General features: G+C 66.8%; 20 protein-coding genes. 6 read left to right on the top strand and 14 right to left on the bottom strand.

Features of this window, described 5'->3' with window-relative positions:
- Nucleotides 1-561: 561 nt before the first annotated feature.
- Together asd and E2E30_RS12255 are read left to right on the top strand one after the other, a co-directional pair.
- Nucleotides 562-1,413 (top strand): archaetidylserine decarboxylase, encoded by an 852-nt coding sequence (gene asd / locus E2E30_RS12260; RefSeq protein ID WP_133190184.1) that lies wholly within the window; start codon nucleotides 562-564, stop codon nucleotides 1,411-1,413.
- Between the two features lie 558 nt (nucleotides 1,414-1,971).
- Complete coding sequence (locus E2E30_RS12255) at nucleotides 1,972-2,619, top strand: outer membrane protein (protein ID WP_133190182.1); 648 nt, start codon at nucleotides 1,972-1,974, stop codon at nucleotides 2,617-2,619.
- 80 nt (nucleotides 2,620-2,699) lie between these two features.
- On the opposite strand, the gene E2E30_RS12250 is transcribed toward E2E30_RS12255, so the two are convergent.
- The 7 genes from E2E30_RS12250 to E2E30_RS12220 all read right to left on the bottom strand — a co-directional run bounded on the left by E2E30_RS12250 (nucleotide 2,700) and on the right by E2E30_RS12220 (nucleotide 12,622).
- The gene (locus E2E30_RS12250; protein ID WP_133190180.1) at nucleotides 2,700-5,282 is read right to left on the bottom strand and encodes a TonB-dependent receptor; all 2,583 of its coding nucleotides are present in this window, start codon (nucleotides 5,280-5,282) and stop codon (nucleotides 2,700-2,702) included.
- A 102-nt stretch (nucleotides 5,283-5,384) separates the two neighbouring features.
- A complete protein-coding gene (locus tag E2E30_RS12245) occupies nucleotides 5,385-6,980 on the bottom strand; it encodes a tetratricopeptide repeat-containing sulfotransferase family protein (RefSeq protein WP_133190178.1) in 1,596 nt (531 codons plus the stop codon).
- 67 nt (nucleotides 6,981-7,047) lie between these two features.
- Nucleotides 7,048-7,866, bottom strand: a complete 819-nt coding sequence (locus tag E2E30_RS12240; protein ID WP_443018329.1) for a TorF family putative porin — start codon at nucleotides 7,864-7,866, stop codon at nucleotides 7,048-7,050.
- Nucleotides 7,867-8,169: 303 nt separating this feature from the next.
- Nucleotides 8,170-9,648 carry a SulP family inorganic anion transporter gene (locus tag E2E30_RS12235; protein WP_165954579.1) on the bottom strand — a complete coding sequence of 493 codons (1,479 nt, stop codon included), beginning with the start codon at nucleotides 9,646-9,648 and terminating at the stop codon, nucleotides 8,170-8,172.
- Between the two features lie 17 nt (nucleotides 9,649-9,665).
- Complete coding sequence (locus tag E2E30_RS12230; protein WP_133190174.1) at nucleotides 9,666-10,361, bottom strand: carbonic anhydrase; 696 nt, start codon at nucleotides 10,359-10,361, stop codon at nucleotides 9,666-9,668.
- A 225-nt stretch (nucleotides 10,362-10,586) separates the two neighbouring features.
- The gene (locus E2E30_RS12225; protein ID WP_206365570.1) at nucleotides 10,587-11,921 is read right to left on the bottom strand and encodes an ATP-binding protein; all 1,335 of its coding nucleotides are present in this window, start codon (nucleotides 11,919-11,921) and stop codon (nucleotides 10,587-10,589) included.
- A complete protein-coding gene (locus E2E30_RS12220) occupies nucleotides 11,918-12,622 on the bottom strand; it encodes a response regulator transcription factor (protein ID WP_133190172.1) in 705 nt (234 codons plus the stop codon). Before E2E30_RS12220 ends, E2E30_RS12225 begins: the two co-directional genes overlap by 4 nt.
- A gap of 174 nt (nucleotides 12,623-12,796) precedes the next feature.
- Here E2E30_RS12220 and E2E30_RS12215 point away from each other — a divergent pair, with 174 nt between their 5' ends.
- Nucleotides 12,797-13,051 (top strand): hypothetical protein, encoded by a 255-nt coding sequence (locus tag E2E30_RS12215; RefSeq protein WP_133190170.1) that lies wholly within the window; start codon nucleotides 12,797-12,799, stop codon nucleotides 13,049-13,051.
- Nucleotides 13,052-13,150: 99 nt separating this feature from the next.
- Here E2E30_RS12215 and E2E30_RS12210 read toward each other — a convergent pair whose 3' ends face one another.
- From E2E30_RS12210 to E2E30_RS12200, 3 genes are all read right to left on the bottom strand, one after another.
- Entirely contained in the window at nucleotides 13,151-13,690 is a 540-nt protein-coding gene (locus E2E30_RS12210) for a DUF3833 family protein (RefSeq protein WP_133190168.1), read from the bottom strand.
- 90 nt (nucleotides 13,691-13,780) lie between these two features.
- The gene (locus E2E30_RS12205; protein ID WP_133190166.1) at nucleotides 13,781-15,142 is read right to left on the bottom strand and encodes a sensor histidine kinase; all 1,362 of its coding nucleotides are present in this window, start codon (nucleotides 15,140-15,142) and stop codon (nucleotides 13,781-13,783) included.
- Nucleotides 15,129-15,806, bottom strand: coding sequence for a response regulator transcription factor (locus E2E30_RS12200; RefSeq protein WP_133190164.1), 678 nt, complete (start codon nucleotides 15,804-15,806; stop codon nucleotides 15,129-15,131). Before E2E30_RS12200 ends, E2E30_RS12205 begins: the two co-directional genes overlap by 14 nt.
- A gap of 206 nt (nucleotides 15,807-16,012) precedes the next feature.
- On the opposite strand from E2E30_RS12200, the gene E2E30_RS12195 reads away from it, so the two are divergent.
- Nucleotides 16,013-16,744, top strand: a complete 732-nt coding sequence (locus E2E30_RS12195) for a VIT1/CCC1 transporter family protein (RefSeq protein WP_133190162.1) — start codon at nucleotides 16,013-16,015, stop codon at nucleotides 16,742-16,744.
- A 37-nt stretch (nucleotides 16,745-16,781) separates the two neighbouring features.
- On the opposite strand, the gene E2E30_RS12190 is transcribed toward E2E30_RS12195, so the two are convergent.
- The 4 genes from E2E30_RS12190 to E2E30_RS12175 all read right to left on the bottom strand — a co-directional run bounded on the left by E2E30_RS12190 (nucleotide 16,782) and on the right by E2E30_RS12175 (nucleotide 22,176).
- Complete coding sequence (locus E2E30_RS12190) at nucleotides 16,782-17,495, bottom strand: phosphatase PAP2 family protein (RefSeq protein ID WP_133190160.1); 714 nt, start codon at nucleotides 17,493-17,495, stop codon at nucleotides 16,782-16,784.
- Nucleotides 17,496-17,518: 23 nt separating this feature from the next.
- Nucleotides 17,519-19,978 carry a TonB-dependent receptor gene (locus tag E2E30_RS12185; protein WP_133190158.1) on the bottom strand — a complete coding sequence of 820 codons (2,460 nt, stop codon included), beginning with the start codon at nucleotides 19,976-19,978 and terminating at the stop codon, nucleotides 17,519-17,521.
- A gap of 193 nt (nucleotides 19,979-20,171) precedes the next feature.
- Nucleotides 20,172-21,515, bottom strand: coding sequence for a sensor histidine kinase (locus tag E2E30_RS12180; protein ID WP_133190156.1), 1,344 nt, complete (start codon nucleotides 21,513-21,515; stop codon nucleotides 20,172-20,174).
- On the bottom strand, nucleotides 21,496-22,176 hold the full coding sequence (locus E2E30_RS12175) for a response regulator transcription factor (protein ID WP_133190154.1): 681 nt from the start codon (nucleotides 22,174-22,176) through the stop codon (nucleotides 21,496-21,498). The genes E2E30_RS12180 and E2E30_RS12175 overlap by 20 nt, the downstream gene beginning before the upstream one ends.
- Before the next feature lie 190 nt (nucleotides 22,177-22,366).
- Between E2E30_RS12175 and E2E30_RS12170 the strand changes: the two genes are divergently transcribed.
- Both E2E30_RS12170 and E2E30_RS12165 read left to right on the top strand, forming a co-directional pair.
- Complete coding sequence (locus tag E2E30_RS12170; protein WP_133190152.1) at nucleotides 22,367-23,209, top strand: oxidoreductase; 843 nt, start codon at nucleotides 22,367-22,369, stop codon at nucleotides 23,207-23,209.
- Nucleotides 23,210-23,281: 72 nt separating this feature from the next.
- On the top strand, nucleotides 23,282-24,061 hold the full coding sequence (locus tag E2E30_RS12165; RefSeq protein WP_133190150.1) for a MerR family transcriptional regulator: 780 nt from the start codon (nucleotides 23,282-23,284) through the stop codon (nucleotides 24,059-24,061).
- Nucleotides 24,062-24,149 lie beyond the last annotated feature (88 nt).

Genomic DNA, 24,149 nt, shown 5'->3' with positions numbered 1-24,149 from the left:
GCATGAGGGCGACATCGACGCCACGACGCTTCCGGCGCTCGGCGCCTTGGCGCGCGCGCTGGAGGCAAACGGCAGGCTCGGCCGGTGTCCGTAGTCGTCGTTATGCGCTGCGTCGCCGTGTAGGGGCGCGGAAATCGGCGGGTTTTCCGGCGATCCAGCGAAGATAGTGCCGTATATCATCACGTTCGCGCAACAGCTCCATCGAACCATAGGCCGAAGCGAGTTCACGGTTCGTCACGAAGGCATGGATGGTACGGTGGCAGATCGGATGCACTGGCACGGTCGTCGTGCCTCCCTCGCTCTTGGGAACACCGTGATGTCGCTCAACCTGGTGTCCGAGAGGCCGGCCGCATAATGCGCAGCGCGCATCTTCGGGCTGTGTCGCCGTTCTTGCGGCAGCCTCCGTAAGCCCAGCTATCCGTTTCAACCGACCGCCCATGCCCGGCATATGGTGGTTCGGCGCGCACTTTCGAGGGTGCGTCCAGGGATCTCTTTGATGAGACGCTCGCATAGCCGCTCAATCGATCGTTATAGTCGCTGGCCGATGCGCGAGGGTCCAAGATGTCCGATCGATTTGCTGTCCTGCTTCAATACGCCCTGCCGAAACAGCGCCTGACCCTTCTGGCGGGTCGTATCGCCAGCGCGCGCGGTGGTGCGATGACCACTCGACTGATCCGATGGTTCGTCGCCCGATACGGGGCCGACATGAGCGAAGCCGAAAATTCGGATGTCGCCAGCTATGCCAGCTTCAACGACTTTTTCTCGCGGCGCTTGCGGGCGGGCATTCGCCCTTTGGCGCAGGCTGACTTCATCTGTCCAGTCGATGGCGCGATCAGCCAAGTCGGGGCGATCGACGACCATCACATCGTGCAAGCCAAGGGACACCGGTTCACCACGACCGAACTGGTCGGCGGCGACGGCACACTGGCTGCTGAGTTCCGTCATGGCAGTTTTGCCAATCTGTATCTGTCGCCACGCGACTATCACCGGCTGCATATGCCGTGTGCCGGCAGCTTGATCCTGATGCGCCACATTCCGGGCACGCTGTTTTCCGTGAACCCCGTCACGGTACGCGGCGTGCCCAATCTGTTTGCGCGAAATGAACGTCTCGTGTGCGTGTTCGAGAGTCCGGAGCACGGCACGTTCGTGATGGTGCTCGTCGGAGCCACGATCGTCGGGAGCATCGCGACGGCATGGCACGGCACCGTCAATGCGAAGCGGACTGGCAAGCCGACGGAATGGCGCTATGCCGATCAAGCGATTGCGCTCGAGCAGGGCGAGGAAATGGGGCGCTTCCTGCTTGGCTCGACGATCGTGATGCTATTCCGGCAGGGAACGATTGCGTTTGATCAAAGCTGGATGCCAGCGCGGCCGGTGCGGCTTGGTGAGCACATGGGCGATCGCCCGATGTGACACCAGAGGCTCAACCAGCAGATTTGTCCTGTAATTCCGCTACACCCCAGATGCCCACATGGAATGGCTTGGGGCTCACCCGGCCCTGGACGTTCGCAATCGGGGCGCGCGCCGCCGTCGCGCGGGTTGCGACTTTGATCCTAGCCCCGCCGCGACATTTTTGTCGGCGCGCTGATATCGTCCGCCCAGCGCATATTTGCGGTGCGATCGCATTGCCTTGGGTGTCGTCTGCACGACTTTCTACCGTTCCCGACCTCGGTGCCGACTCGGCCGTGCGATGTGTCGGAATCGCGTTGCTCGAGCTACCTGAGTCTCGACCTGGTGGAAGGCACGACGTCCCCAACCCGGAGCGCCAACTGCGCCAGTGGAGGCATTTTCCGGGTTTCATTCATCCTGTGGAAAGAAACCGTTGCAGAAATGTGACAAAATCCTGGGCTGGCAAGATTATTACGCTGCGGTGCAACATCGGCTGCGAAAGCTTGTTAAGGGCGCACCGGGCTTCCGGACACATACCCGGCACACCCCCCTAAAAACGTCCGTAAATTAAGGTCATTCCACATGCGTACTCTTAAAATCGCCGCTGCCGCGTTGGCCGTGGTCGTCGCTGCGCCCGCTTTCGCCCAGGACGCGCCCGCCGCTGCGCCAGTCGAAACCGCTCCGACCGCACCCGACGGCAGCCGTGCATTCGGCATCGAGCCCTATGTCGGCGTGATGGGCGGCTGGGAACAGTTCGACAACCAGCCCAACCACGGCATCCCGCGCGCGCTCAACGCCAATGGCTCGCTGCGCAACAACTATCGCCTCGCCGGTGCGCTGGTGCAGGGCGTCGTCGGCGTCAACGTTCCGCTCGGTCCGGTGTTCGTCGGTGTTGAAGGTAACGTCATCAAGGGCGTGTCGGGCAACATCAACTGGGAATATGGCGCAGCAGGCCGCTTCGGCGTCCGCGCTGGCGACAGCGGCATGTTCTACGGCAAGGTCGGCTACCAGTGGGTCGAGTTCGACAAGTTCCCCGCCTATACGACGGGCAACCGCAACGACAAGAAGTATGACTCGATCACCTACGGCATCGGCACCGAGTTCGGCCCCAAGGACATCGGTCTCAAGGGCATCACGGGCAATGCGGGCTTCCGCATCCGTGCCGAGGTCAATACCTACAGCAACTTCAAGAGCCTGCGGCCGATGCTGGGCGTGATCACGCACTTCTAAGCCAAACTTTTTCGGACAGCGCGAGGGGGCGGGGAGTGGCGACACTCCCCGCCCTTTTCGTGTCCGGCGCAGACCTAGGCCTAGAACTCGCTGTGGAGCCGCACGCCGACCGTCTGCGGGACGATCGGGATGATGTAGGGCCGCTGACCGCAGCTGCCGCATTCCTGGAAACGCGCGATCTGCCCGCGCGTGTCGAACGCATTCTGCAGGAACAGCTCGATGCTGAAACGGTTGAACTCCGCACCGAGTGCAAAATCGGCGCTGGTGAAGGCGGCGAGCCGGCCGAGCACTGCGGCGGGGTTGTAGACGTTCCCGGTCGGGTATTTCGTCGCGGTGCGGATGTCCGACGCGGCCGAGCTTTGGTGCGAGACGACACCTTGGCCGTATAGCTTGAAGCTGCCGACCGGCACCGAATAGCGCGCCGACGCGCTCCCCTTGAAGCGCGGCGTGATCGGCAGCCGCGTGCCAGCCGGTGCTGAGACGATGTTGCCATTGCCGGTGTCGGTGCAGCGATACGTCGGATCGTCGATCAGGCACAGATTCTGCCGCGTCTTGGCGTCGTTATACGCTCCCGACGCGCTGAGCGTCAGCCCGCCGAGGTTGAGGTTGCCGTTGAGCTCGATCCCGCGGACGCGCGCATTCGGGCCGTTGTGGATCTCGGTGAAGCTGTTTGCGCCGAGATAGGAGAATTGGAACTTGGCCCAATCCTCCTGATAGATTGCGCCGTTGATATGCGCTCGTCCGCCAAGCAGCGTGGTCTTCGCGCCGAATTCGTAATTGGTCAGATAATCGGCGGCATAGGGCGCGACGTCGGCGCGCCGGTTGATCCCGCCCGGCCGGAAGCCACGCGAGACGGTTCCGTAGAGCAGCACGCCGCGCACCGGCTTCCAGCTGAGATTGGCGCGATAGGTGACGCCCTGGCCCGAGGCCTTGACCGGTTGGACCCCAAGCCCTCCGACAAAATTGCCGAGATTGGTACACGGGCTCCCGGCGACTGCGGCGGGGGCGAGCGTGGTCGATGCGCCCGCGGCGACGGCTTCGCGCAGCCGCGTACCGTTGGTGGTGAAGCACCCCGCGACGCCGGTGCGCGAGCTGCCCGCGCCGTTATACGGCGTATCCGAATAATTGCCCGACGGATTGCGACCGAAGCCGAAGAACCCGATCAGCGAATTGTCGTAGATGAAGGCGCGTGCGCCCGCGGTTGCGGTGAGCGTCGGGGTGATGTCGAAGCTCGCCTCGCCGAACATCGCATAATCCTTGTCGACGCGGTGCTGCTGCGTCAGCCACAAGGTGCCCGGCGATCCGTTGACCGAGAGCGCGGTGGCGAGCCCGGCGACGCGGTAGTCCTGGTTGATGTCGTTGCTCTGGCGCTGGTAGAATGCGCCCGCGACGATCCGGAAGCGGTCGCTTGCGGGGCTCGCGACGCGCAGCTCCTGGCTCAGTTTCTTGAAATGGTCGGTCGCCACCACGTTCTGCAGCGGGGCGATCTGCCGTCCGGCATTGTCCTTGTAATAGAAATAGCCGGCGAGCCCGCCGACCGACGAATAGAGATTGTCGTAGGCCTCGGCGTAATCGGTATAGTCGCTCGACTGCGCCGCCTTGCGGTCGAGATACGCGCCGGCATAGGTCAGGTCCCAATTGCCGACCTTGCCCTCGATCGTCAGCGCTGCCTGGACGTAGCGGTCGCGGCGATATTCGGGGAGGAAATGCTGGAGCTTGAGGTCGCCGACCTTGGGATCATACCCATAGGCACCGTGGCTGCGGGTATCCTGGTACATGACGGTCGGCGTCACGGTCCAATTGCTGTCGAGATCGATCTTCAGCGCGGCGCGCCCGCCGGCGATCTCGGTGTCGTTATAGTCTTTCTTGACGAAGCTGGCATTATTGACGGTGATGCCGTCCTTCACGCAATTGCCCGCGGCGTCGAAGTTGGTGCCGCCGCAGAAGCGGCGTGTACCCGCGACATTGTCGATATAGCCGGCGTCGCGCTGGTAGAAGCCGACGACGCGGAGCGCGACACTGTCCGCAAGCGGGATGTTGAGCATCCCCTCGGCCTTGCCGCCGAAGCCGCCCTTGCTGACGTGATTACCCTCGACATCGGCACGGCCGTAGAAATGCGAGAGATCGGGCTTGTTGGTGATGATGCGGACGGTGCCCGCCTCCGACGACGCGCCGAACAGCGTGCCCTGCGGCCCCGACAAGCTCTCGATCCGCGCGACGTCATAGATATGGACGTCGAGATTGCCGCCGACCGTCGTGACCGGCTGCTCGTCGAGATACACGCCGACCGCGGGGAGCGAGCCCGAATGGTTGCCTTCGCCGCCCGCCGCGATGCCGCGCTGGTAGATTACGATCTGGCCGGGATTGCCGCCGGCATTGGCGGCGGGCTGGAACGAGACCGAGGGCAGTTGCTTGGCGTATTGCGCGAAGTTGGTGATGTTGAGCTGATCGAGCGCCTTGGTCGGCAGTGCCTGGACCGCGATCGGCACGCTCTGCAACGTTTCCGAGCGCTTGGTCGCGGTGACGACGATGTCGCCGCCATCGACGACAGGCTCGGAGGGCGGCGTCCGCTCGGCTGGTGCGGTCTGCGCCAGCGCTGGGCTGACGCAGGCGACCGATGACAGCAATGCAGCGACGACGGCGCGGTGCCCGAACAGCGACATCAAATTCCCCCTTACGATGTTGCGGAGAAGCTGTTCGCGACTGCGGTATTCGTCAAGCGTGCAGCAACACGACAGCAACAATGCTGCGCAAGCGTGGCGGAATTACAACGCGTTCGGTGCTGCCGGATAGGCGTCGAGCGTCTCGCCGAGCGCCGCCGTGAGGGGGCCGAGCCACGGCTCGAACGGCTTCCACGCGTCGGTGCCCTCGCGGAAGATCGGGCGGCGCACTTGCTCCGAACTCGCCGTCCGTACCGCGCGCTCGGTTTCATGGAAGGCGAGGCAGGCCGGCTCGAACGCGAGTCCGCATGCGGTCAGCAGCGCGCGCACCGTGGACTCGGTATCGTCCACCATGTCTTCGTACAGCACGCGCTGGACGCGACCGGGGAGCACGGCATCGACATGCGCCATCAACCGCACATAATCGCGATAGTAACGCCCCATATCGTCGAGCCCGTAGCTGAAGCCCTGACCGCGCGCGAAATGCTGTTTGAAGTTGGAAAAGCAGCAGCCGAGCGGATGCCGCCGCGCATCGATGATCCGCGCATTCGGCAGGATCAGCTGGATGAAGGGAACGTGCGCCCAATTGTTGGGGAGCTTGTCGATGAAGAACGGGCGGTCGGTGCGGCGCTGGATGCGGGTGCGCGCAAGATACGCCTCGCCGGCCTCGCGCAGCCGCCCGGGCGACCAGTCGGCAAGGCCCTCGGGATACGCGGGTTCGCCGCGGGCGAGCGCGGGGATGTCGGGGAGCTCGCTCGTGCCCTCGACCTGGCTGTGGCTCGACAGGATCTGTTCGATTAGCGTCGATCCAGCGCGCGGCATGCCGAGGATGAAGATCGGGTCTGGGGCAGGACAGCCCGAACCGGTGCGCTCGGCAAAGAAGCTGGCGTCGAACGCCGCGATGCTGCGATCGACGAAGCGCGTCGTCTCCTCGGCGTCATACGCCAGCTGCGCGCGGCGGCGCGCATTGCCAGCGGCATAATGCGCGAATGCTGCCTCGGCCTGGCGGCGATCCTCGAACGCCTTGCCGAGCGCGAAATCGAGGTGGAAGCGGTCCTCGTCCGAGATCCCCGTCGCAGCGAGCGCCGCCTCCATCCGCGCGATGTCGGCCTCGTCGAAGCGCACCGTCTTGAGATTGGCGAGGCTCCACCACGCTTCGCCAAGACTCGGCAACAGATCGATCGCGCGGCGGTACGCGGCGATCCCGTCGGCCTGACGCCCGACGGTCTTGAGCATATGGCCAAAGCTCATCCACACGCGCGGCTGTGCCGGGGCGTCGGCGAGCACGCGCTCGTACAGCGCGATCGCCGCGTCGAAATCGCCGATCCGGCCGAACGCGGCGGCCTGGAGATTGGCGTGGCCGGGATTGTCGGGGTCTTCGACCACCACGGTGGCGAGCTCGGCGATCGCCTCGGACGGGCGGTTGAGGCGGTAGAGCACCAGCGCGAGATTGGCGCGCGCCGCGGTGAAGGCGGGCGACAGCTCGATCGCGCGGCGCAGCAACACCTCGGCATCGCGGTAGCGCCCGATCCGCCCGGCAAGCTCGGCGAGCATTCGCATCGCGGCGACGTCGAACGGATCGTGCTTGAGCTGCTGCTTGAGCAAAGGTTCGGCATCGGACAGCCGATTGTCGTGGAGCGCGAGCGCGGCATCGACCAAGGCCGGCGCGTAACGCGATTGCGGGAGGGGAGGGGATGCCATGCGATCCCCTGTGTAGCGCCGCGATGCGCCCCCCGGCTAGCGGGGGACGCATTTCATCCAGCCGCGATCAGAAGGCGGCGGACAGCGAGACGACGAGCTTGCCCGACGAGATCGACGACCCGTTCTTGGTCGAGGAGAAATTGGGCAGCAGATAGGCGGCGCGGCGGCGCGAAATGTCGGTGCCGACATAAGCGAGCCCCAGCGTGACGGGCTTGAAGGTCACGTCGAGCCCGACGAGATAGTCGAGATACTTGCCCGTCGGTGCTACGCTGGTGCCGTTCGGCCCGAGCCCCGGATTGCCCCACGAATAGCCGAGATGCGCTTTGGCGGTGACCGGCGTGGTCGGGATCCCGGCGCTGACATCGCCCCACAGATAGGTATTGTCCTGGCTCTGCCCGCGGCTCTGCGGCGTGTTCGAGAAGTTGCCGAGCGCGCGCTGCTTGGGCGCATAAGCGACGCCGGCGAGCGCGCTGACCGGCCCGAGCGTCGTCGACAGCTTGGCATAGCCTTCGCCGAAATCGGTGAGATCGGCGCCGCCCGGATACATATACCACGTCAGCCCGACATCGACTGCCGTCCCTCCGCCGAGGCTACGCTTGTAGCCGCCGTACAAATCGAGCTCCATGTTGGCGCCGCCAAAGGTGCCCCAACCGGCCAGGTTGGATGCCCAGGTGCCGACATACAGGCCGCTCTTGTGCGTGGCGGAAATGCCGCCCTGGATCGCGGCCTCCTTGTCGCTCTGCGAGACGCCGCGGAAACGATAGTCCGACACGATCGCGACCGAACCCGACAGCACGACGGGTGGCGGCGGATCGGTTTCGTCGGCGAACGCTGGCGTGGCGATAGCGGTCAGCGCTGCTGCCGCGATGGTGGAATAGATCTTCACTGGAACCCCCTGAAAACGGTCGATCGGGTCCCGCCTGCTGCCCCGACCGCCGCCGCATCTCACCGCTAGCGCTTCTCCAAGCGGGAAGCGATGGGGCGGCGATCGGCCGGGACCTCATTTTTTTATGCGCGCTGTGCTGCTGCTTCCTTGCTCGACCGTAACGAACTGTTGCTCGATGCGGCAGCGCACAAAAAACCCCTCCCGGTGAGGGGAGGGGTCGGGGTGAGGCGTACCTGGGGGGTCGGTCTCGGGGGAGAGATGCCCCACCCCTATGTCCCTCCCCGAAGGGAGGATTCGCTGGCGTTACGCGGTCTGTTTGGTCAGCCGTTCGGAAGCGCCATAGACTTCGACCTGGCCACCCGCCGCACGGCGGCGTGCGAGCCATTCCTTGAGCAACTCTGCCGTCGTGTGGTCCGCCGACGAAAGCTGGCTCATGTCGAGCCGCATCGGGGCACCCTCGGGCACGGCATCGAGCGCACCCGACAGCTTGGGCAGCGTCAGGAAGGTCGCGGCACCCGCGAGATGGACGGTCTCGTGTCCGTCATTCTCGACACGCACCACCTTGAGGCGGAGGTTGCGCAGCACCGGGATCAGTTCGAGCAAGGACAGCCCGATCCCGACCAGCACGCCGGTCAGCAGATCCTGCGTCACGACCAGCAGCAGCGTCACTGCCCAGATCACCACCGGCAGCAGCCCGTGATCCTTGAACAGATGCTTGGCATGGCTGAAGTTGACGAGCCGCCAGCCGGTCAGCACGAGCACCGCCCCGAGCGCCGCCATCGGAATCTCGCGCAGCAGCCACGGCAGCAGCGCGACGAAGCCGAGGATCCACGCGCCGTGGAGGATCGTCGACAGCCGCGACGTCGCGCCCGCCTGGACGTTCGCCGAGCTGCGCACGATCACGCCCGTCATCGGCAGCGACCCGGCGAAACCGCACAGGAGGTTGCCGATGCCCTGCGCGCGCAGTTCCTTGTTATAGTCGGTGCGCACGCCGTCATGCATGCGGTCGACCGCTGCTGCCGAAAGCAGCGTCTCGGCACTCGCGATGAAGGCGATGGCAAGCGCTGCGCCGATCACCGCAGGGTCAAGGAAACGCGTGAGGAAGTCGGCGCCGGGCAGGCTGATCGCGCCGGCGATGTTCTGCGGCACCGCGACGCGCGCGACATCGATACCCGAGAGCCAAGCGACGAGCGTTGCCGCGACGACGCCGAGCAACGCGCCCGGCACGAGCCGCAGCGCCTTTGGCCGGAACTTCTCCCAGCCGAGCATCACGAGCAAGGTGAAGATCGCGAGCGCGATCGCGACTTCGGTCGTGCCGATGTCGCTCGACAGGCCGAACAGGCGGCCGGGGACCGCCGCGAGGTTCTTGAGGCCACTCGGTAGCGGCTTTTCATCGAACATCACGTGGAACTGACCAACCACGATCAGCACACCGATGCCCGCGAGCATGCCGTGCACCACCGCCGGCGAAATCGCGCGGAACCAGCCGCCAAGCCGGAAGATGCCGGCCACGACCTGGATCGCTCCGGCCAGGATCAGTATCGGTCCAAGGGCTGACAGGCCCTGGTCGCGGACGAGTTCGAACACGATCACCGCGAGGCCGGCGGCGGGGCCGCTGACCTGGAGTGGCGAACCCGCGAACATGCCGACGACGAGACCACCGATGATGCCGGTGATCAGGCCCTTTTCAGGCGGCACGCCCGACGCGATCGCGATGCCCATACACAGGGGCATCGCGACCAGGAACACGACGATCGAGGCGGTGAAATCGCGCCCCATCATGCTCAGCGACGGGAGTTTCACTCTGCGGCTTCCAGATACTCGACGTCCGAAGCGCGGTGGCGCTGCGCGGCGTGGGCGACCGGGAGCGGCTCGTCCGCCTGGATCTGCGCGAAGCGACCCGTTGCGCCGTCGAGCGCGTACATCGCGCCGGCGCCGATGTCGAAGAACCAGCCGTGCAGCGAAATCTCGCCGCGCGCGATCCCCGCGGCGACCGAGGGATGCGTGCGCAGATGCTGGAGCTGGACGACGACGTTCTCAAGCGCTGCGGCGCGGACGCCTTCCTCGTTGGTCAGCTCGGGGTAGCCCTGGCGCACGACGCATTCGGCGGCGTGGCTGTGGCGCAGCCAGGCGGCGACGTTGGGCATGCCGTTCAGCATCTCGGGGTTCATCAGCGCCTTCATCGCACCACAGTCCGAATGGCCGCAAATGATGATGTCGCGCACGCCGAGCGCCGACACGGCATATTCGACGGTCGACGACACGCCGCCCATTTGCGACGACGACGGCGGGACGATGTTGCCGGCGTTGCGGCAGACGAACAGATCGCCCGGCTCGGCCTGCATGATGTGTTCGGGGACGACGCGCGAGTCGGCGCACGAGATCATCAGGGCCTTGGGGCTCTGGCCGTGCTGCGCGAGCTTTGCATAAAGAGCGCTCTGGTCGGGAAAGACGGCTTTCTCGAAACTGAGGACGCGTCCGATGAGGTCGTTCATGACTCTGCTCCTTGAGGTACCCGTGGGGGAACGGGGTCAGGAAAGCATTTAGCCGGCGTGTTTTGCTGCGACGCGGCGGGTCCGTTACGAATGATTGCTCTGGCGCAGGCGACCCATTCTCCGTCACCCCGGCCTTGTGCCGGGGTCCACCGGGACACGCGCGCTGTCAGCCGCAAGGTGCGCGGCACGGTGGGCCCCGGCACAAGGCCGGGGTGACGGTTGGGTCTAAGAAACCGCCGGCAGCGCGATCTCCGCGCGCAACCCGCCCTCGGGCCGGTTGGACAGGCTCAGCGTCCCCTCATGCTCCGCCACCACGCGCGCCACGATCGACAGGCCGAGCCCGAGCCCGATCGTGTCGCGCGCGCGCGCCGTGTCGAGCCGCACGAAAGGCTCGAGCACGCGCGCCAGCGATGCCGCCGGAATGCCGGGTCCGTCATCCTCGATCCGGATCACCACGCTGCTGCCGTCGCGCAGCAGCGTCAGGAAGACGCGCTCGCCGTAATGCAGCGCATTCTCGACGAGGTTGACGATCGCGCGCTTGAGCGTGACGGGGCGCACCGACAGTTCGAGATGGTCGGGGCCGGTGTACACCGCCTCGCGCCCGCGATCGCTGACGTCGTCGCACACCGTTTCGCACAGCACCGCGAGGTCGATCGCGACGCGCGGCTCGCTCTCGCCCTCGCCGCCGAGATAGGCGAGCAGCGAGGCGACCATCGCGTCCATTTCGAGCACATCGGCCTCGACCGCATCGCGCAACGCCTCGTCCGAGATCGCATCGGCGCGCATCCGCAGCCGTGCGAGCGGGGTGCGCAGGTCGTGCCCGACCGCGGCAAGCGCCTGCGTCCGGTCGGCGATCAACTGATAGATTCGCGCGTGCATCCGGTTGAACGCGCCGATCACACGGCGCACTTCGCTCGGACCCGCTTCGGGCACCGCTTCGTCGCGGTCGCTCCCGCTGCCGACCGCGTCGGCGGCGAGCGCAAGCCGGCGCAAGGGGAGCAGCGTGCGGCGGATGAACAGACCGCCCATCAGCAGCAAGGCGCCCGCCGGGATCATCGCGAGGATGATGCGTTCGCTCGACAGATTGGCCTGGTGGATCGGCTGGCGCGTGTGGAAGCGCATCCAGCTGCGGTCGGCGAGCGTCACGCCGCCCGCGGTCACCGCATTGCGGCCGGGCGAGGCGAGGTTGAGCCGCAGATCGGCATGCGCGAGATCGGGCTCCCAGCCGATCACCTGGCGATACATCCGGTCGAGCGACGGCGCGAGCGGCGGCGGCGGGGCGAGCGCTGGCGCCCACTCGATTTCGTAGCGGCTGGTGGTCAGCTCGCGCGCGAGCAGCGGGCGTGCGGCGGGTACCTGCTCGTCGAGCAATTTGCGCGCGATGACGAGATGCTCGGCAAGCCGCCGCGCCTCGTCGTCGCGCACCGAGAATTGGCTCGCGCGTTCGTAGAGCACCGTCGACACGCCGAATTCGAGGATCATCGCGAGCAGGAGGATCGCGAAGATCTGGCCGATCAGGCCGGCCGGTGTGTGGAGGTGCCGGCGCAGCGCCGCGCTCAATCGCGCGTCACGGGGGCGCTGAACATATAACCGATGCCACGCACCGTCGCGATCGGCGCATCGACCCCGGTGCTCGACAGCTTGCGCCGCAGCCGGCTGACGAGCACGTCGATGCTGCGATCCGAACTGTCGCCGAGCCGGGTGCGCGAGAGCTCGATCAGCCGCTCGCGCGCGATCACGCGGCCGCTATGGTCGCACAGCGTGACGAGCAGGTCGAACTCGGCGCCGGTCAGATCGACCAGCGCGCCGGTCGGCGACAGCAGCTCGCGACGTGGCAGATTAACCGACCAGCCGTCGAAGCGCAGCATCCCATTGTCGCGCGGCGTCGCCTGACGCTCGACGCCGCCGCGGCGGAGCACCGCGCGGACGCGCGCGAGCAGTTCGCGCGTGCCGAACGGCTTGGCGATGTAATCGTCGGCGCCGAGCTCGAGCCCGATGACGCGGTCGGTCTCCGATCCCTTGGCCGAGACGAAGATGATCGGCACGTCGCTCTTCTGGCGGATCGCGCGGCACAGATCGATCCCGCTCGTCCCCGGCAGCATGATGTCGAGCAGCACCAGATCGACCGGCCCCTGGTCGATCGCCAGCCACATTTCGGGCGCGGTCGAGGCGGGGCGGACGGTGTAGCCGTTTTCCTGCAGCGCGCGCGTCGTCAGCATGCGCAGATGCGGGTCGTCCTCGACCAGGACGATGGTCGGCATGAGCGGGGTGGGGTCGGTTACAGACATTGCTGCAGTGAGGTAGGCGAGGGCTGGAGGGGGGTCAAATCCGGCGTGGCACCCGATTGTGCCGGAAACACTTTGTCATCGCGGCGAACGGCGCGAGCAAGGTTGCGCGCGTATTTGGGTGTCAGTGTCCCTTCGAGGAGATCTCCCATGTTCCGCACCATTCTCGCCGCCGCGCTCATCGCCCCCGCTCTCATTGCAACGCCCGCGCTCGCCAATCGCCTGGCGCACAGCCCGCAGCAAGTCAGCGACGCGCTCAAGCAGGGTTGCACCGTCCAGCACGTCCATACCCCGGCCGGCAAGACTGTCCAGTCGCCCGCGCTGGTCCGTTGCGACGGTCGCAGCGCGGTTGCTGCCGCCAAGGCGGCACCGGCCGCCAAGACCGTGCTCGCCGCGGCCAATTGATGCGACCGGGCCCGCCGCCAGGAGGGCCGGTCATGCAAGCCACCAAGGCCTCGCGCAGACGAGTGCCACTAGCAGAGGATGCAAACCGCTCGGGCGCGTTCAGCGCCGGAGCCGCGTAATCGTTTCGTCGAGGCGCGCTACGGCCACGCCCAGCTTGCGGACGATCATCACGTTTTGCGCGACCGTTCCGCCCGGCTGAAGCGCGAGGAACTGCTCCGCCTGCAACCCGCCTTTCATCGCGAAGCGCAAGTGCAGCACAGAGCCGTCGACACGCCCGTCGACCGGGCCGACCGCGTCGCTGAGCGTCCCCGTATAGCGATCGGTGCCGACCGGATGCAGCACCCATTGGCGCTGCGTCGCGGGCTTGCCTTGCCGCCGCACCGTCTGATCGAGCACGATGCTGCCATCGTCGGTAACGCGGCCATTGCCCTCGACCAGCGTGGTGGCAGGCCGGTGCAGCGCGATCTTGAGCACGCCCTTGCCTTCGCTGCGCCCCGCAAAGAACGCCACCGCATCGAAGCGCGGCGCCGGTGCGCTTGCGACATGCGTCGTGGACACGCAGCCGGCGAGGGCGAGGCCGGCGATCAGCGCACCAAGCGGTGCGATGCCATGCCGCCGGGCTCGATCGAAAATGGTCATGCGTGTCGCTCTTTCAACGCGGCGCAGGACAAGGCGTCCACGGCGCTACGCCCGCGACAACGGACGAAACGCGCATTGGCTCTCTAAATTCTAGTTCAGTCGCGCGGTTGGGCGACAAACGAGCGACACCGCGCTCCCCTGGTCGGCGAATTGCAGCGTGAAGCCGTGCAAATCGACGATTGCCTTGACGAGGCTGAGGCCGAGTCCAGCCCCCTCGCACTCATGCCGCCCGCGATAAAAACGCTGCGTGACGAGCGCGCGCTCGGCCGGCGCGACGCCCGCGCCGTCATCGGCGACGGTGATCACCGCGGCCTCGCCCTCGCGGCGGAGCGTGACGCGGACGGTGCCGCCGGCAGGGCCGAACTTCATCGCATTGTCGATCAGATTGGACACCGCTTCGATCAGCAAGCTCGCATCGCCCTCGACTGCGGGCGCGGGCTCGATCGCGCACTCGAGCGTGATACCGCGATCCTCGGCGGTCGGCGTGTGGAGTTCGCACGCGTCGCCGACGAGGTGCGCGAGGTCGATCGTCGCGAAGCGGCTGCGACGTGCGGTGTTCTCGAGCTCGCGGACGCGCAGCAGCGCCGCGACGATGCCGAGCAGCGTGTCGATCTCGGCGAGCGCGGCCTCGGCCACTTGCTCGAACGCGGGGCGATCGCCCGCCTCGCGCAAGCCGCGCTCGATCCGCGCGCGCAGTCGCGTGAGCGGCGTGCGAAGCTGGTGCGCGATGTCGTCGCCGATGACGCGCACATCGGAGACGAGCACCTGCAATCGGTCGAGCATCGTGTTGATGTGCGCGCACAGCAGCTCGAAACTGTCGGGCCGCGCGCCGACCGCAAGCCGCACGTCGAGATCGCCTGCGACGATCGCCTCGGTCAATTCCCGCACGCTGTCGACTTGGCGCGCGGCACGGCGGCCCGCGATCAATCCGACGCCAACTGCGAGCACCAGCCCGAGTGCGAGCCCGATGATCAGCGATCGCTCGACGACGCGGAGCGCCTCTTCGGCTTCGTCGAGGTCGATCCCGGTGAGCAGCAGATCACCATCGGGCATTGCGCACAGCGCGAGCCGCGCGACGTCGCTGGACTTGCCGGGCAATTGCGTCGGCACCACCGTCGCGATCGTCGAGCCCCGACCGACGATGACGCCGGGCGGGATCGCGGCGACATTGCCGTCGAGCAGGCGCCGGTCCGCGTCGAACAAAGCGAGGAAGCGATCGCGGTGGATGTCCTCGGCGATCATCCGGCGCAAGGCGGCATGGCGTTCGGGATCGTGCAGCGCGCCGACCGTCCGGCAATCGGCCTGGAACGCGGCCTCGGCCGAATGGCGGTGGCTGTTCGAGGCGAGCAGCCAGAACAGCCCCGACAGCACCACCGACTGGACGATCAGCAACACCGCGATCGCACCGCCCCAGCGCCACGTCGCACGGACGCGCGGGTCAGCCAGGAACATCGAAGATATATCCTTGTCCGCGAACGTTGCGGATGAGCTGCGGCTCGCCCTCGGCATCGACCTTGCGCCGCAGCCGGCCGATATGGACATCGACCACGTTGCTGTTGGGCTCGAACGTATAGCCCCATACATCCTGCAACAACATCGAGCGCGTCACGATCCGGCCCGGGCGCCGCACCAGATAGTCGAGTAGCTTCAATTCGCGCGGCAGCAGCTCTAGCGCGCGACCGGCGCGCGTGGCGACGCCGGCGAGCAAGTCGAGATCGAGCGGCCCGGCAATCAGCCGCGTATCGCGCGTCTCGTTGGGGCGGCGCAGCAGCGCCTCGACGCGGGCGATCAGCTCGACCAGCGCGAAGGGCTTGGGCAGATAGTCGTCGCCGCCCGCGCGCAACCCGCGCACGCGATCGTCGAGGCTGCCGAGTGCGCTGAGCACGAGTGCCGGCGTCCGGCGACCGCTCCGGCGGAGCGCGGCAATGAGTTCGAGCCCGTCGCCATCGGGCAACTGGCGGTCGACGATCAGCAAGTCGATCGCCTCCTCGTGCGCTGCAGCCAACCCTTCGGATACGAGGAGCCGGTGCGTCACCGCATAGCCGTTCGCCACGAGCTCGAGCGTTATCTCGGTCGCGGTGCCGATATCGTCTTCGAGGAGGAGGATGCGAGTCACGCACGCGTGTTCGGCGTGGTGGGCGGTGGGCGTCAACTGAATTGCGGTTCAGACTCCGCGCTGTGATGCCGGACGCGCTGCCGGCGGGGCGTCCCCTGCGGATTGTGGAACGTGCCGACGTGCAAAGGGGCTTACGGGTACGTGATCGGCGCGGTACGGCCGGATCGGGCGATTCGGACGGGGATCGGCTATTGGAAAGGCGTTCGATGAGTTTGCTCGAGGCAACCGCACAGGAGCGCGCCGACAAGGCGCATGGCGAATCGCATTATGTCACGCGGATCGGCTGGCTGCGCGCGGCGGTGCTCGGCGCGAACGACGGGCTGTTGTCGACGTCGAGCCTGATGGTCGGCGTTGCCGCCGCCGCTGCGGGAACGTCGCAGATCATCCTGACCGGCGTCGCGGGGATCGTCGCGGGGGCGATGTCGATGGCGGCGGGCGAATATGTCTCGGTCAGCTCGCAGGCGGATTCGGAAAAGGCCGATATCGAACGCGAACGGCTCGAGCTCGAGGCCAATCCCGAGCACGAACAGCGTGAACTCGCGGCGATCTACATGAAGCGCGGCCTGCCCAAGGCGCTCGCGGTCGAGGTGGTCGCGGCGCTGAGCGAGCATGACGCGCTCGAGGCGCATACCCGCGACGAGCTCGGCATCACCGACACCTCGACCGCCAATCCGCTCCAGGCGGCGGTCGCCTCGGCCGCATGCTTCCTCGCCGGTGGCTTGCCGCCGGTGCTGACCGCGTTGCTCGTGCCCGCGAGCATGATCCTGTGGGCGATCGCGATCGTCGCGGTGTTGACGCTCGGGGTGCTCGGCGCAGCGGGGGCGCGGACCGGCGGAGCGCCGATCCTGCCCGGCGTGGTCCGCGTGATGGTGTGGGGATCGATCGCGATGGCGGTTACCGCGGGCGTCGGGCACGTGTTCCACACGACGGTCGGCTGAGCGTATAGGCTGCGGGCAGTCGCGCTGCCCGCTTCGCTCAGGCCCCGGCGACGTGCGCCGCGAGCAGTTCGGCGTGCGCCGCCTCGAACTTCGCGCGGAACGCGGGATTGGCCAGAAGGTCGCTCGCGACGAGCGTGCCGAGCGCGTGGCTCGCATCGAGGTCGCTTGCGAAATGGACGCCGCACAATTCGCGGCTCATCGCATAATCGGCGGCGCGATCGAAGATCTCTGACGAGCGGCCCTTGATCAGCCGCGCGAGCACGAAGCCCGTCGAATAGCCGAGGATGGCGTGGCCGCTCGGATAGGAAGTGGCGGGCTTGCCGATCGTCTTCTTGGCGCAATTGGGCAGCGTCGGGTCGATCCCATAAGGCCGCGTGCGGTGGAAATAGGCCTTGCTCAGGCTGACCGCCGCCTCGGCTTCCGCCTGCACGTCGCGCAGCAGCGCCCAAGTCAGCGGGTATTTCTCGAGTTCGACGCCGAGCGTGCGATCGAACAGCGCCGGGGTCTCGTTGCCGTCGTCGAACCGCGCGCGCGCGAGCCGTTCGGCCGGTGCCGCCGCGATCAGCGTGCGCAGCTGCGCGAGTTCGCTCTGCTCCTGCACCGATCCCGGCGCGGGCGGGGCGGGGAGCACCGCATTCGGCGCGAAATCGGGCGCCGCGAGATAGTGGAAGGCGTGCGGGGCAGCCATTCCGGCCGACCCGATCATCCCCAGCGCCAGCACCGCCAGCGCCGAACCCAGAAGCTTCTGCATCGTCTTGTCCTTGCTCGAAGCGATCAGAACTTGATCCGGGCCGAAGCCAGGAACGAGCGCGGCGGCAAATAGCTGAACTGGTCGAGCTGACCGTAACCGCTCTGGAAGCCGCCCGTGACCGGCGCGCCGCTCGCGCTGGTCGAGATCGCGGTCACCGCGCGGCTGTTGAACACGTTGTTGACCGTGACGCCGAGCCGCAGCCCGCCCTTGAATTCCTGGCTGATCGCGAATTCGCCGATGCTGTACGGGCGGATGCGATACAGGCGGTAGCCGGGGCTGCCGGTATATTCGCTGGCATATTGGGGACCGGTGAACTTCTGGTCGAACGACAGGCGGAAGCCAGCATTGCGATAGATGAAGCCGCCCGCCGCGGTCGAGAAGGGCGCCTTGGCGATCTGTGCGCCGCTCGTCACGCTGAGCGCCTTGTTGTACGAGCCGTTGCCGAACAGCGTCAGACCACGGACCGGCATGTAGCTGAGCGAGCCCTCGACGCCCTTGTAGCGGACCTTGCCGATATTGACGAGCAGCGTCTGGTCGCAGCCGGTCGTGGTGCAGGTGCCGATCTTGTTGTCGATGTTGATGATGTATCCGTCGACATCGACCGAGACCTTGTTGCCGTGCCACACGGTGCCGAGCTGATAATTGGTCGAGGTCTGCGGCTTTAGCGCATCGAGCGCGGTCGAGAGCGTGCCCGAGGCCGAGTAGAAGCTCGACAGGTCGGGGACGTACATCCCTTGCGCATATTGGCCGTAGAACGACCAGTTGCTCGTCGGCATATAGTTGATCGTCGCGAACGGCAGCGTCTTGGTCCAGATCTGGCTGGTGTAGAGTGGCAGGCGCGTCTTCTGGTTGACCGGGGCGGCGATGCCGCGCTCGAAATGGACGTATTTCACGCCGGGCGTGATCGACAGGCCTTCGACCGGGTGGAATTCGAACTCGCCGAACAGCTGATACTGGTTCCAGTTCGAATGCTGGACGTAAGCGAGATTGGCCTGCGCGATCGGCGGCAGCGCGAGCTGCGCTGCGGTGCCGTTGTTGAACTTCTCGTTGAAGCTGAAGCCGCCGGTGGTGCGGTCGAGGTCGATCAGGTGGCGATCGGTGACGGCGTGTTCGTACCAGCCGCCGACGCGGATCTTGCCGAGCGCGAAGTCGTAATTGATCTGGCCGATATAGCCGAAGACACGATATTTGTTGAGCTTGTCATAGCCGAGGATGTCGGTCGGCTGGCCCGCCACCGTCTTGTAGGGCGAGGCCGCGGTGCCTGCGCCGCTGAAGCCGCTGATGACCGAGCCGGTGTTCCCCGATAGCGTGTTGTTGGTGTAGCCATACATGTACCCGCGATTGTCGAGCGAGAAGCCCGACCCGAGATCGCTCTGCAGGCGAACGTACGAGAAATCGGTGGTCTTGTCGGTGCGGTTGTATTTCCAATAGTCGGGCAGGCTCGGATTGTTGCCGAGCCCGTAGTTGCGGCCATACAACCCGACGTTGGAATTCACCGCACAATCGTTGCCGGTCAGCTGTGTCAGCGGCTGGCCGTCGGCGCCGAGCGCAGTCGTACCGTTGGCGCCGACGCGTGCGCTCCCGCAAGTCGCGCCCTTGAGCACGTCCGACTGGTAATAATGGTTGCGGTTCCACGTGCTCATGATCGTCAGCGTGTTGTGGCTGCCGATCGGCGCGACGATCTTGCCGTAGAGGTTCTTCGAGCCGACCGGCGAATAGGTCAGCGCGCCGTCCGACTGGAGATACTGCCCGGTCAGCACGATCCGCGCCCCGCCGAGCTTGGCGATGCTGCCCGACTGCAATTCGGCGCGGCCGATAAAGGTGTTCCAGTTGCCGACGATACCCTCGACCTGCGCGCTCTGCTGCTCGCTCGCGGCGCGCGAATACATGTTGATGTTGCCGCCATAGGTCGCCTGGCCGAGCTGGCTGGCATTGCCCGGGCCGCGATCGACGACGATCGTCTCGATCGTGTTCGACGGGAAGAACGCGGTCGAATGGTGCGTCGGGTTGTTGGTGTCGGCAAAGGGGATCGAATCGTAGGTGACGTTATATTCGCCGTCCTGAAAACCGCGGATCGTCGCCTTGGTCTCGCCCAGGCCATAGCCGTTGCCCGCGCCCGAGATCGACACGCTCGGGGTGAGCGCGATCAGTTCGTTGAAATCGGCTGTGGCGGTGGTGTTGGCGATGTAATCGCGGCTGACCGCAGCTTGCGGCTGCGTGGTCGTCAGCGAGACGGTGATCGGCGCGCTCTGCGCGGTCTTCGACCCGGTGACGATGATGTCGGCCGAGGTCAGCGACTGCTTGTCGTTCGCTTGCCCCGCGCTGTTCGCGCTGGTCGAGGTCTGCTCGCTACCCGGCGTCGCTTGCGCGGCAGGCGCAGGCGCAACGACGGGTGCGGTCGTATCGTTCGCCATCGCGGTGCCAGGCAAGGTTACGGACAAGGCCACCCCGGCGAGCAGGGTCTGTCGGAAAGTCGCGCGCATCGAAAATTCCCCAATAAGATCGGCCAGACGCTGCAGGCGATTGTTGCGCTTCTGCCGGGCCGCCATCGCGTGGCGAACCCCGGTTGCTTCCCCGCTGGCTGACCCCGCCTCTAGGCCGACGCGGTTACGGTCGTGTGGCGGTTCGATGGCCCGCCCAAGTCGCTATGCTAAATTCGAGTTAATTCAGCGCCGCTCACGCCGCGGCGAGCGTGGCGACGCAGCCGGGCGCGCCATCGCCGATCCGCAGCTCGAGTCGATGGACCTGCGCGATCGCCGAAACCAGCGCGAGGCCGAGGCCGTTCCCCGGCTGGCTGCGGCTCGCCTCGACGCGGTGGAAGCGCGCGCAGACCTTGTCGCGCTCGCCCGGCGGGATGCCGGGGCCGTTGTCCGCGACGGTCAACACCGGCCCCGCCGCGAGCCCGATGACGATCTCGCCGCCCGCCGGCGTATACTTTATCGCATTGTCGACCAGATTGCCGACCGCCTCGAACAGCAGATCGGCATCGCCCTCGAACGCCACCGCGGCGGGCATCTCACGGCGGATGCGAACCCCACGCTCGATCGCGGCGACTTCGTGGAAGTCGGTCGCATCGGTCACCACTTGCGCGAGATCGAGCATGCGGAAGCCCTCGCGGCGCGCGCCCTCGTTCATTTCCGAGATGCGCAGCAACGCGTTGAACATCGCGATCATCCCGGTCACTTCCTCGACCGCGTCGCCGATCGCCGCGGCCATGACCACGGGGCTGGCGTTGCCGGCATCGGCCTGGCGCAACCGCGCGAGCAGCCGCGTCAGCGGGGTGCGCATGTCGTGCGCGATATTGTCGCCCGCCGCCTTCACTTCGAGCATCAGCCGCTGGACCTCGTCGAGCATGCGATTGACTTCGCACGCGAGCGCGTCGAGCTCGTCGCGACGTTTCGAGGGCGCGAGGCGCGCGTCGAGCCGCCCCGCCATGATCGCGTGCAGCGACTGCGTCAGCTGGCGGATCCGCCGTTCCTGCGAGACGGCAAGCAGCACCGAGCCCGACAGCCCGAGCACGAGCAATGTGAGGCCGCCCCACACGATCGCCGACACCATTTCTGCGGCGAAGGCGCGCGATTCCTGCAGGTCCTGCGCGACGAGGAAGCGATCGCCGGTGGCCAGCCGGAGCGTCATCGCGCGAAGATCGACTTCGCCGCGCGGCGTCACGCTGGTCAGGTCGAACGGCCGCTCGTCGGGATGCCCGACGGGGAGCGCGCGCGGCGCGCCGGCGAGCCAGCGTCCGCTCGGATCGAACAGGCCGAAGGGGCGCAGATGATGAACGTCCGAGCGGTTGTGCCGCGCGACGCGTTCGATCGCCCCGGCGCGATCGGCCTGCGTCTTCATCCGCACGATTTCGCGCGCGAGCCATTCGTCGGTCTGCGCATTGAAATGCGCGATCGCGCGATCATGCACGAAGCCGAGCAGGCTGGTCGCCGCCGCACCGAACAGCAGCAGGAAGAGGATCGCGACGCGGACGCTCGAACTGCGGCGCCAGCGTTCAAGCGCTGCGAAAGACATAGCCGGTCCCCCTCACGGTCTCGATCAGCGGCGGCAGGTCGCCGCGCTCGATCTTGCGCCGCAGCCGCGTGACATGGACGTCGATGACGTTGGTACGCTGATCGTAGCGATAGCCCCACACGTCCTCGAAGATCATCGCGCGGCTGACGGGCCGATCGTGATGCCGCACGAGATATTCGAGCAATTGCAGCTCGCGCGCCTGCAGTTCGATCTTCTGGCCGTCGACCCACGCCTCGCGCGCGATCAAGTCGATCCGCACGCGCCCCTGCTCGAGGCTGATCGACGAGGTCTCCGCCACGCGCCGGCGGATCAGCGCCATCACGCGCGCGGCGAGCTCGAGCGGCTCGAACGGCTTGGCGAGATAATCGTCGCCCCCGGCGCGCAAGCCCCGCACGCGCTCCTCCAAGGCCGAAAGTGCGCTGAGGATCAGCACCGGGGTGCGAATGCCGGCCTTGCGCAACATGTCGAGCACGCCGACTCCGTCGATCCCGCCGGGCAGCATCCGGTCGAGCACGATCGCATCAAAATCCTTGTCCTTCGCCTGAAGGAACGCCGCGGCGCCATCTTGCACCGTCGTCACGCGCAAGCCCTCGTCGGCGAGGATCGCGCAGATCGCGTCCGCCGATTTGGGATCGTCCTCGACCACCAGGACCGTCGCCACCGCTGTTACCTTGGACAGAGGAAAGCACCGCCATCCGCCGCAAGTGTGAAACCTTCGTGACGGTCGGTCCGCCCGACCCGCAGGTGACGCGCAGGGATCGCTTCGCCGCGTCAGGCGTCTTGACCAGACCGAGCGCGGAGCGCGTGACACGCGCGCGCAGATCCCGCCGACCCCGACCAAGGAATTGCGCATGGCCTCCGATACCCCCGTCTGGTTCGTCACCGGCTGCTCGACCGGCTTCGGTCGCGAGCTTGCGCAGCAAGTGCTCGCGCGCGGCTGGCGGCTCGTCGCGACCGCGCGCGACGCCGCGCGCGTCGCCGATCTGGCGGAGGGTGCCGAGGACCGCGTGCTCGCGCTGACGCTCGACATGGCCGATGCCGGGCAGATCGCGGCGGCGGTGAAGGCCGCGACCGAGCGCTTCGGTGCGATCGACGTGCTCGTGAACAATGCGGGCTATGGCTATCAGGCGTCGATCGAGGAAGGCAAGGATGCCGAGATCCGCGCGCAGTTCGAGGCCAACGTCTTCGGCCTGTTCGCGCTGACCCGCGCCGTGTTGCCGGGAATGCGCGAGCGGAAGTCTGGCCATGTCATCAATCTGAGCTCGGTCGCCGGGTTCGCTGGCTTCCCGGGCTCGGGCTATTACGCCGCGAGCAAGCACGCGGTCGAAGGCTTCTCCGACGCTTTGCGCGCCGAGGGCGCGCCGATCGGCATCAAAGTGACGTGCGTCGAGCCCGGGCCGTTCCGCACCGACTGGGCCGGGCGCTCGCTCAAGCAGACGCCGGTGGCGATCGCGGCCTATGCCGAAACTGCGGGCAAGCGGCTGGCCGGGACGTCCGAGGGCAGCGGCAGCCAAGCCGGCGATCCCGCACGCGCCGCGACCGCGATGATCGCGCTCACCGAACAGGCCGATCCGCCGCGCCATCTCGTGCTCGGCAAATGGGGCTATGACGCGGTGACCAAGAAGCTGCGCGAAACGCTCGCCGAAATCGAGGCGGGGGAAGCGACCAGCATCGGGACCGATTTTCCGAGCTGATCGCCCCGACTTTGGGCGCTCCGTAAAAAAAACGCTTGCGGTTGACGCTGCGTCAAGCGGCATAGCGTCGTCATGCCCGATCTACCGCCCTCGCTCGACATCAGCGATGTCGCCCGCCGCACCGGGCTGACGACACGCGCGCTGCGCTTCTACGAAGCGCGCGGACTGGTGCGGCCGCTGCGCTCGGCGTCGGGGCGGCGCTTCTACGGCGCGGCCGAGCTCGAGCGCGTTCATCAGATCGTGACGCTCAAGCGCGCTGGACTGACGCTCGCGCAGATCGAGCGCTTCACCCGCGATGGGCCGGTGTCGCTCGCGCGGATCGTCGCGGCGCAACTCGCCGCGCTCTCGTCGCAAGCCGACGACATTGCCGCGGCGCGCGCGCTGCTGCTCACCGTTCAGTCCCGCATCGAGCGTAGCGAGCCCATCGATGTCGCGACCTTCTGCTCGCTGATCCAGCACGGAGACCGAGTGATGACGCACGATCAATGGGATTTGGTGACCGACCGCTTCTTCACGCCCGAGGAGAAAGCCGCGTTTGCCGAAACGGCGCGCGCGATGCCGCGCGAATACGATCCGACGGCCTATGCCGCGCAATGGGCCGATCTTGGCGGGCGGATCAAGGCGGCGCTACCGCTCGCGCCCGCGAGCGATGCGGCGCAGCGCTTTCTCGACGAGTGGCAGGCGTTGCTCGCGCCGTTCGAAGCGGTCGCGACGCCCGCGATGCGGTCGGGGGTGAACGCGATGTACCAGCGGATGGACGAATGGCAGCACGAGGCCGATCCCGGCTTCGACGCCGTCGTGTTCGGGTTCATCCAGCAGGCGATGGTCGCGCGCAAGGCGCAGGCCGTCTGAGTCCCAAACGCCACTCCTAACCGTCACCCCGGCCTCGTGCCGGGGTCCACCGTGCCGCGCCTCCTGCACGTGCAGGATCCGCGTCCCG

The organism is Sphingomonas sp. AAP5, from assembly GCF_004354345.1.
Taxonomy (GTDB): domain Bacteria; phylum Pseudomonadota; class Alphaproteobacteria; order Sphingomonadales; family Sphingomonadaceae; genus Sphingomonas; species Sphingomonas glacialis.
Note: the sequence above shows the minus strand (reverse complement) of the source record. Positions and strands in the feature narration are given on the sequence as shown.

Coding starts and splice junctions, on each gene's coding strand:
- asd (WP_133190184.1), top strand. CDS start 562: ATGTCCGATCGATTTGCTGTCCTGCTTCAATACGCCCTGCCGAAACAG.
- E2E30_RS12255 (WP_133190182.1), top strand. CDS start 1,972: ATGCGTACTCTTAAAATCGCCGCTGCCGCGTTGGCCGTGGTCGTCGCT.
- E2E30_RS12250 (WP_133190180.1), bottom strand. CDS start 5,282: ATGTCGCTGTTCGGGCACCGCGCCGTCGTCGCTGCATTGCTGTCATCG.
- E2E30_RS12245 (WP_133190178.1), bottom strand. CDS start 6,980: ATGGCATCCCCTCCCCTCCCGCAATCGCGTTACGCGCCGGCCTTGGTC.
- E2E30_RS12235 (WP_165954579.1), bottom strand. CDS start 9,648: ATGATGGGGCGCGATTTCACCGCCTCGATCGTCGTGTTCCTGGTCGCG.
- E2E30_RS12230 (WP_133190174.1), bottom strand. CDS start 10,361: ATGAACGACCTCATCGGACGCGTCCTCAGTTTCGAGAAAGCCGTCTTT.
- E2E30_RS12220 (WP_133190172.1), bottom strand. CDS start 12,622: ATGCCGACCATCGTCCTGGTCGAGGACGACCCGCATCTGCGCATGCTG.
- E2E30_RS12215 (WP_133190170.1), top strand. CDS start 12,797: ATGTTCCGCACCATTCTCGCCGCCGCGCTCATCGCCCCCGCTCTCATT.
- E2E30_RS12210 (WP_133190168.1), bottom strand. CDS start 13,690: ATGACCATTTTCGATCGAGCCCGGCGGCATGGCATCGCACCGCTTGGT.
- E2E30_RS12205 (WP_133190166.1), bottom strand. CDS start 15,142: ATGTTCCTGGCTGACCCGCGCGTCCGTGCGACGTGGCGCTGGGGCGGT.
- E2E30_RS12195 (WP_133190162.1), top strand. CDS start 16,013: ATGAGTTTGCTCGAGGCAACCGCACAGGAGCGCGCCGACAAGGCGCAT.
- E2E30_RS12190 (WP_133190160.1), bottom strand. CDS start 17,495: ATGCAGAAGCTTCTGGGTTCGGCGCTGGCGGTGCTGGCGCTGGGGATG.
- E2E30_RS12185 (WP_133190158.1), bottom strand. CDS start 19,978: ATGCGCGCGACTTTCCGACAGACCCTGCTCGCCGGGGTGGCCTTGTCC.
- E2E30_RS12180 (WP_133190156.1), bottom strand. CDS start 21,515: ATGTCTTTCGCAGCGCTTGAACGCTGGCGCCGCAGTTCGAGCGTCCGC.
- E2E30_RS12170 (WP_133190152.1), top strand. CDS start 22,367: ATGGCCTCCGATACCCCCGTCTGGTTCGTCACCGGCTGCTCGACCGGC.
- E2E30_RS12165 (WP_133190150.1), top strand. CDS start 23,282: ATGCCCGATCTACCGCCCTCGCTCGACATCAGCGATGTCGCCCGCCGC.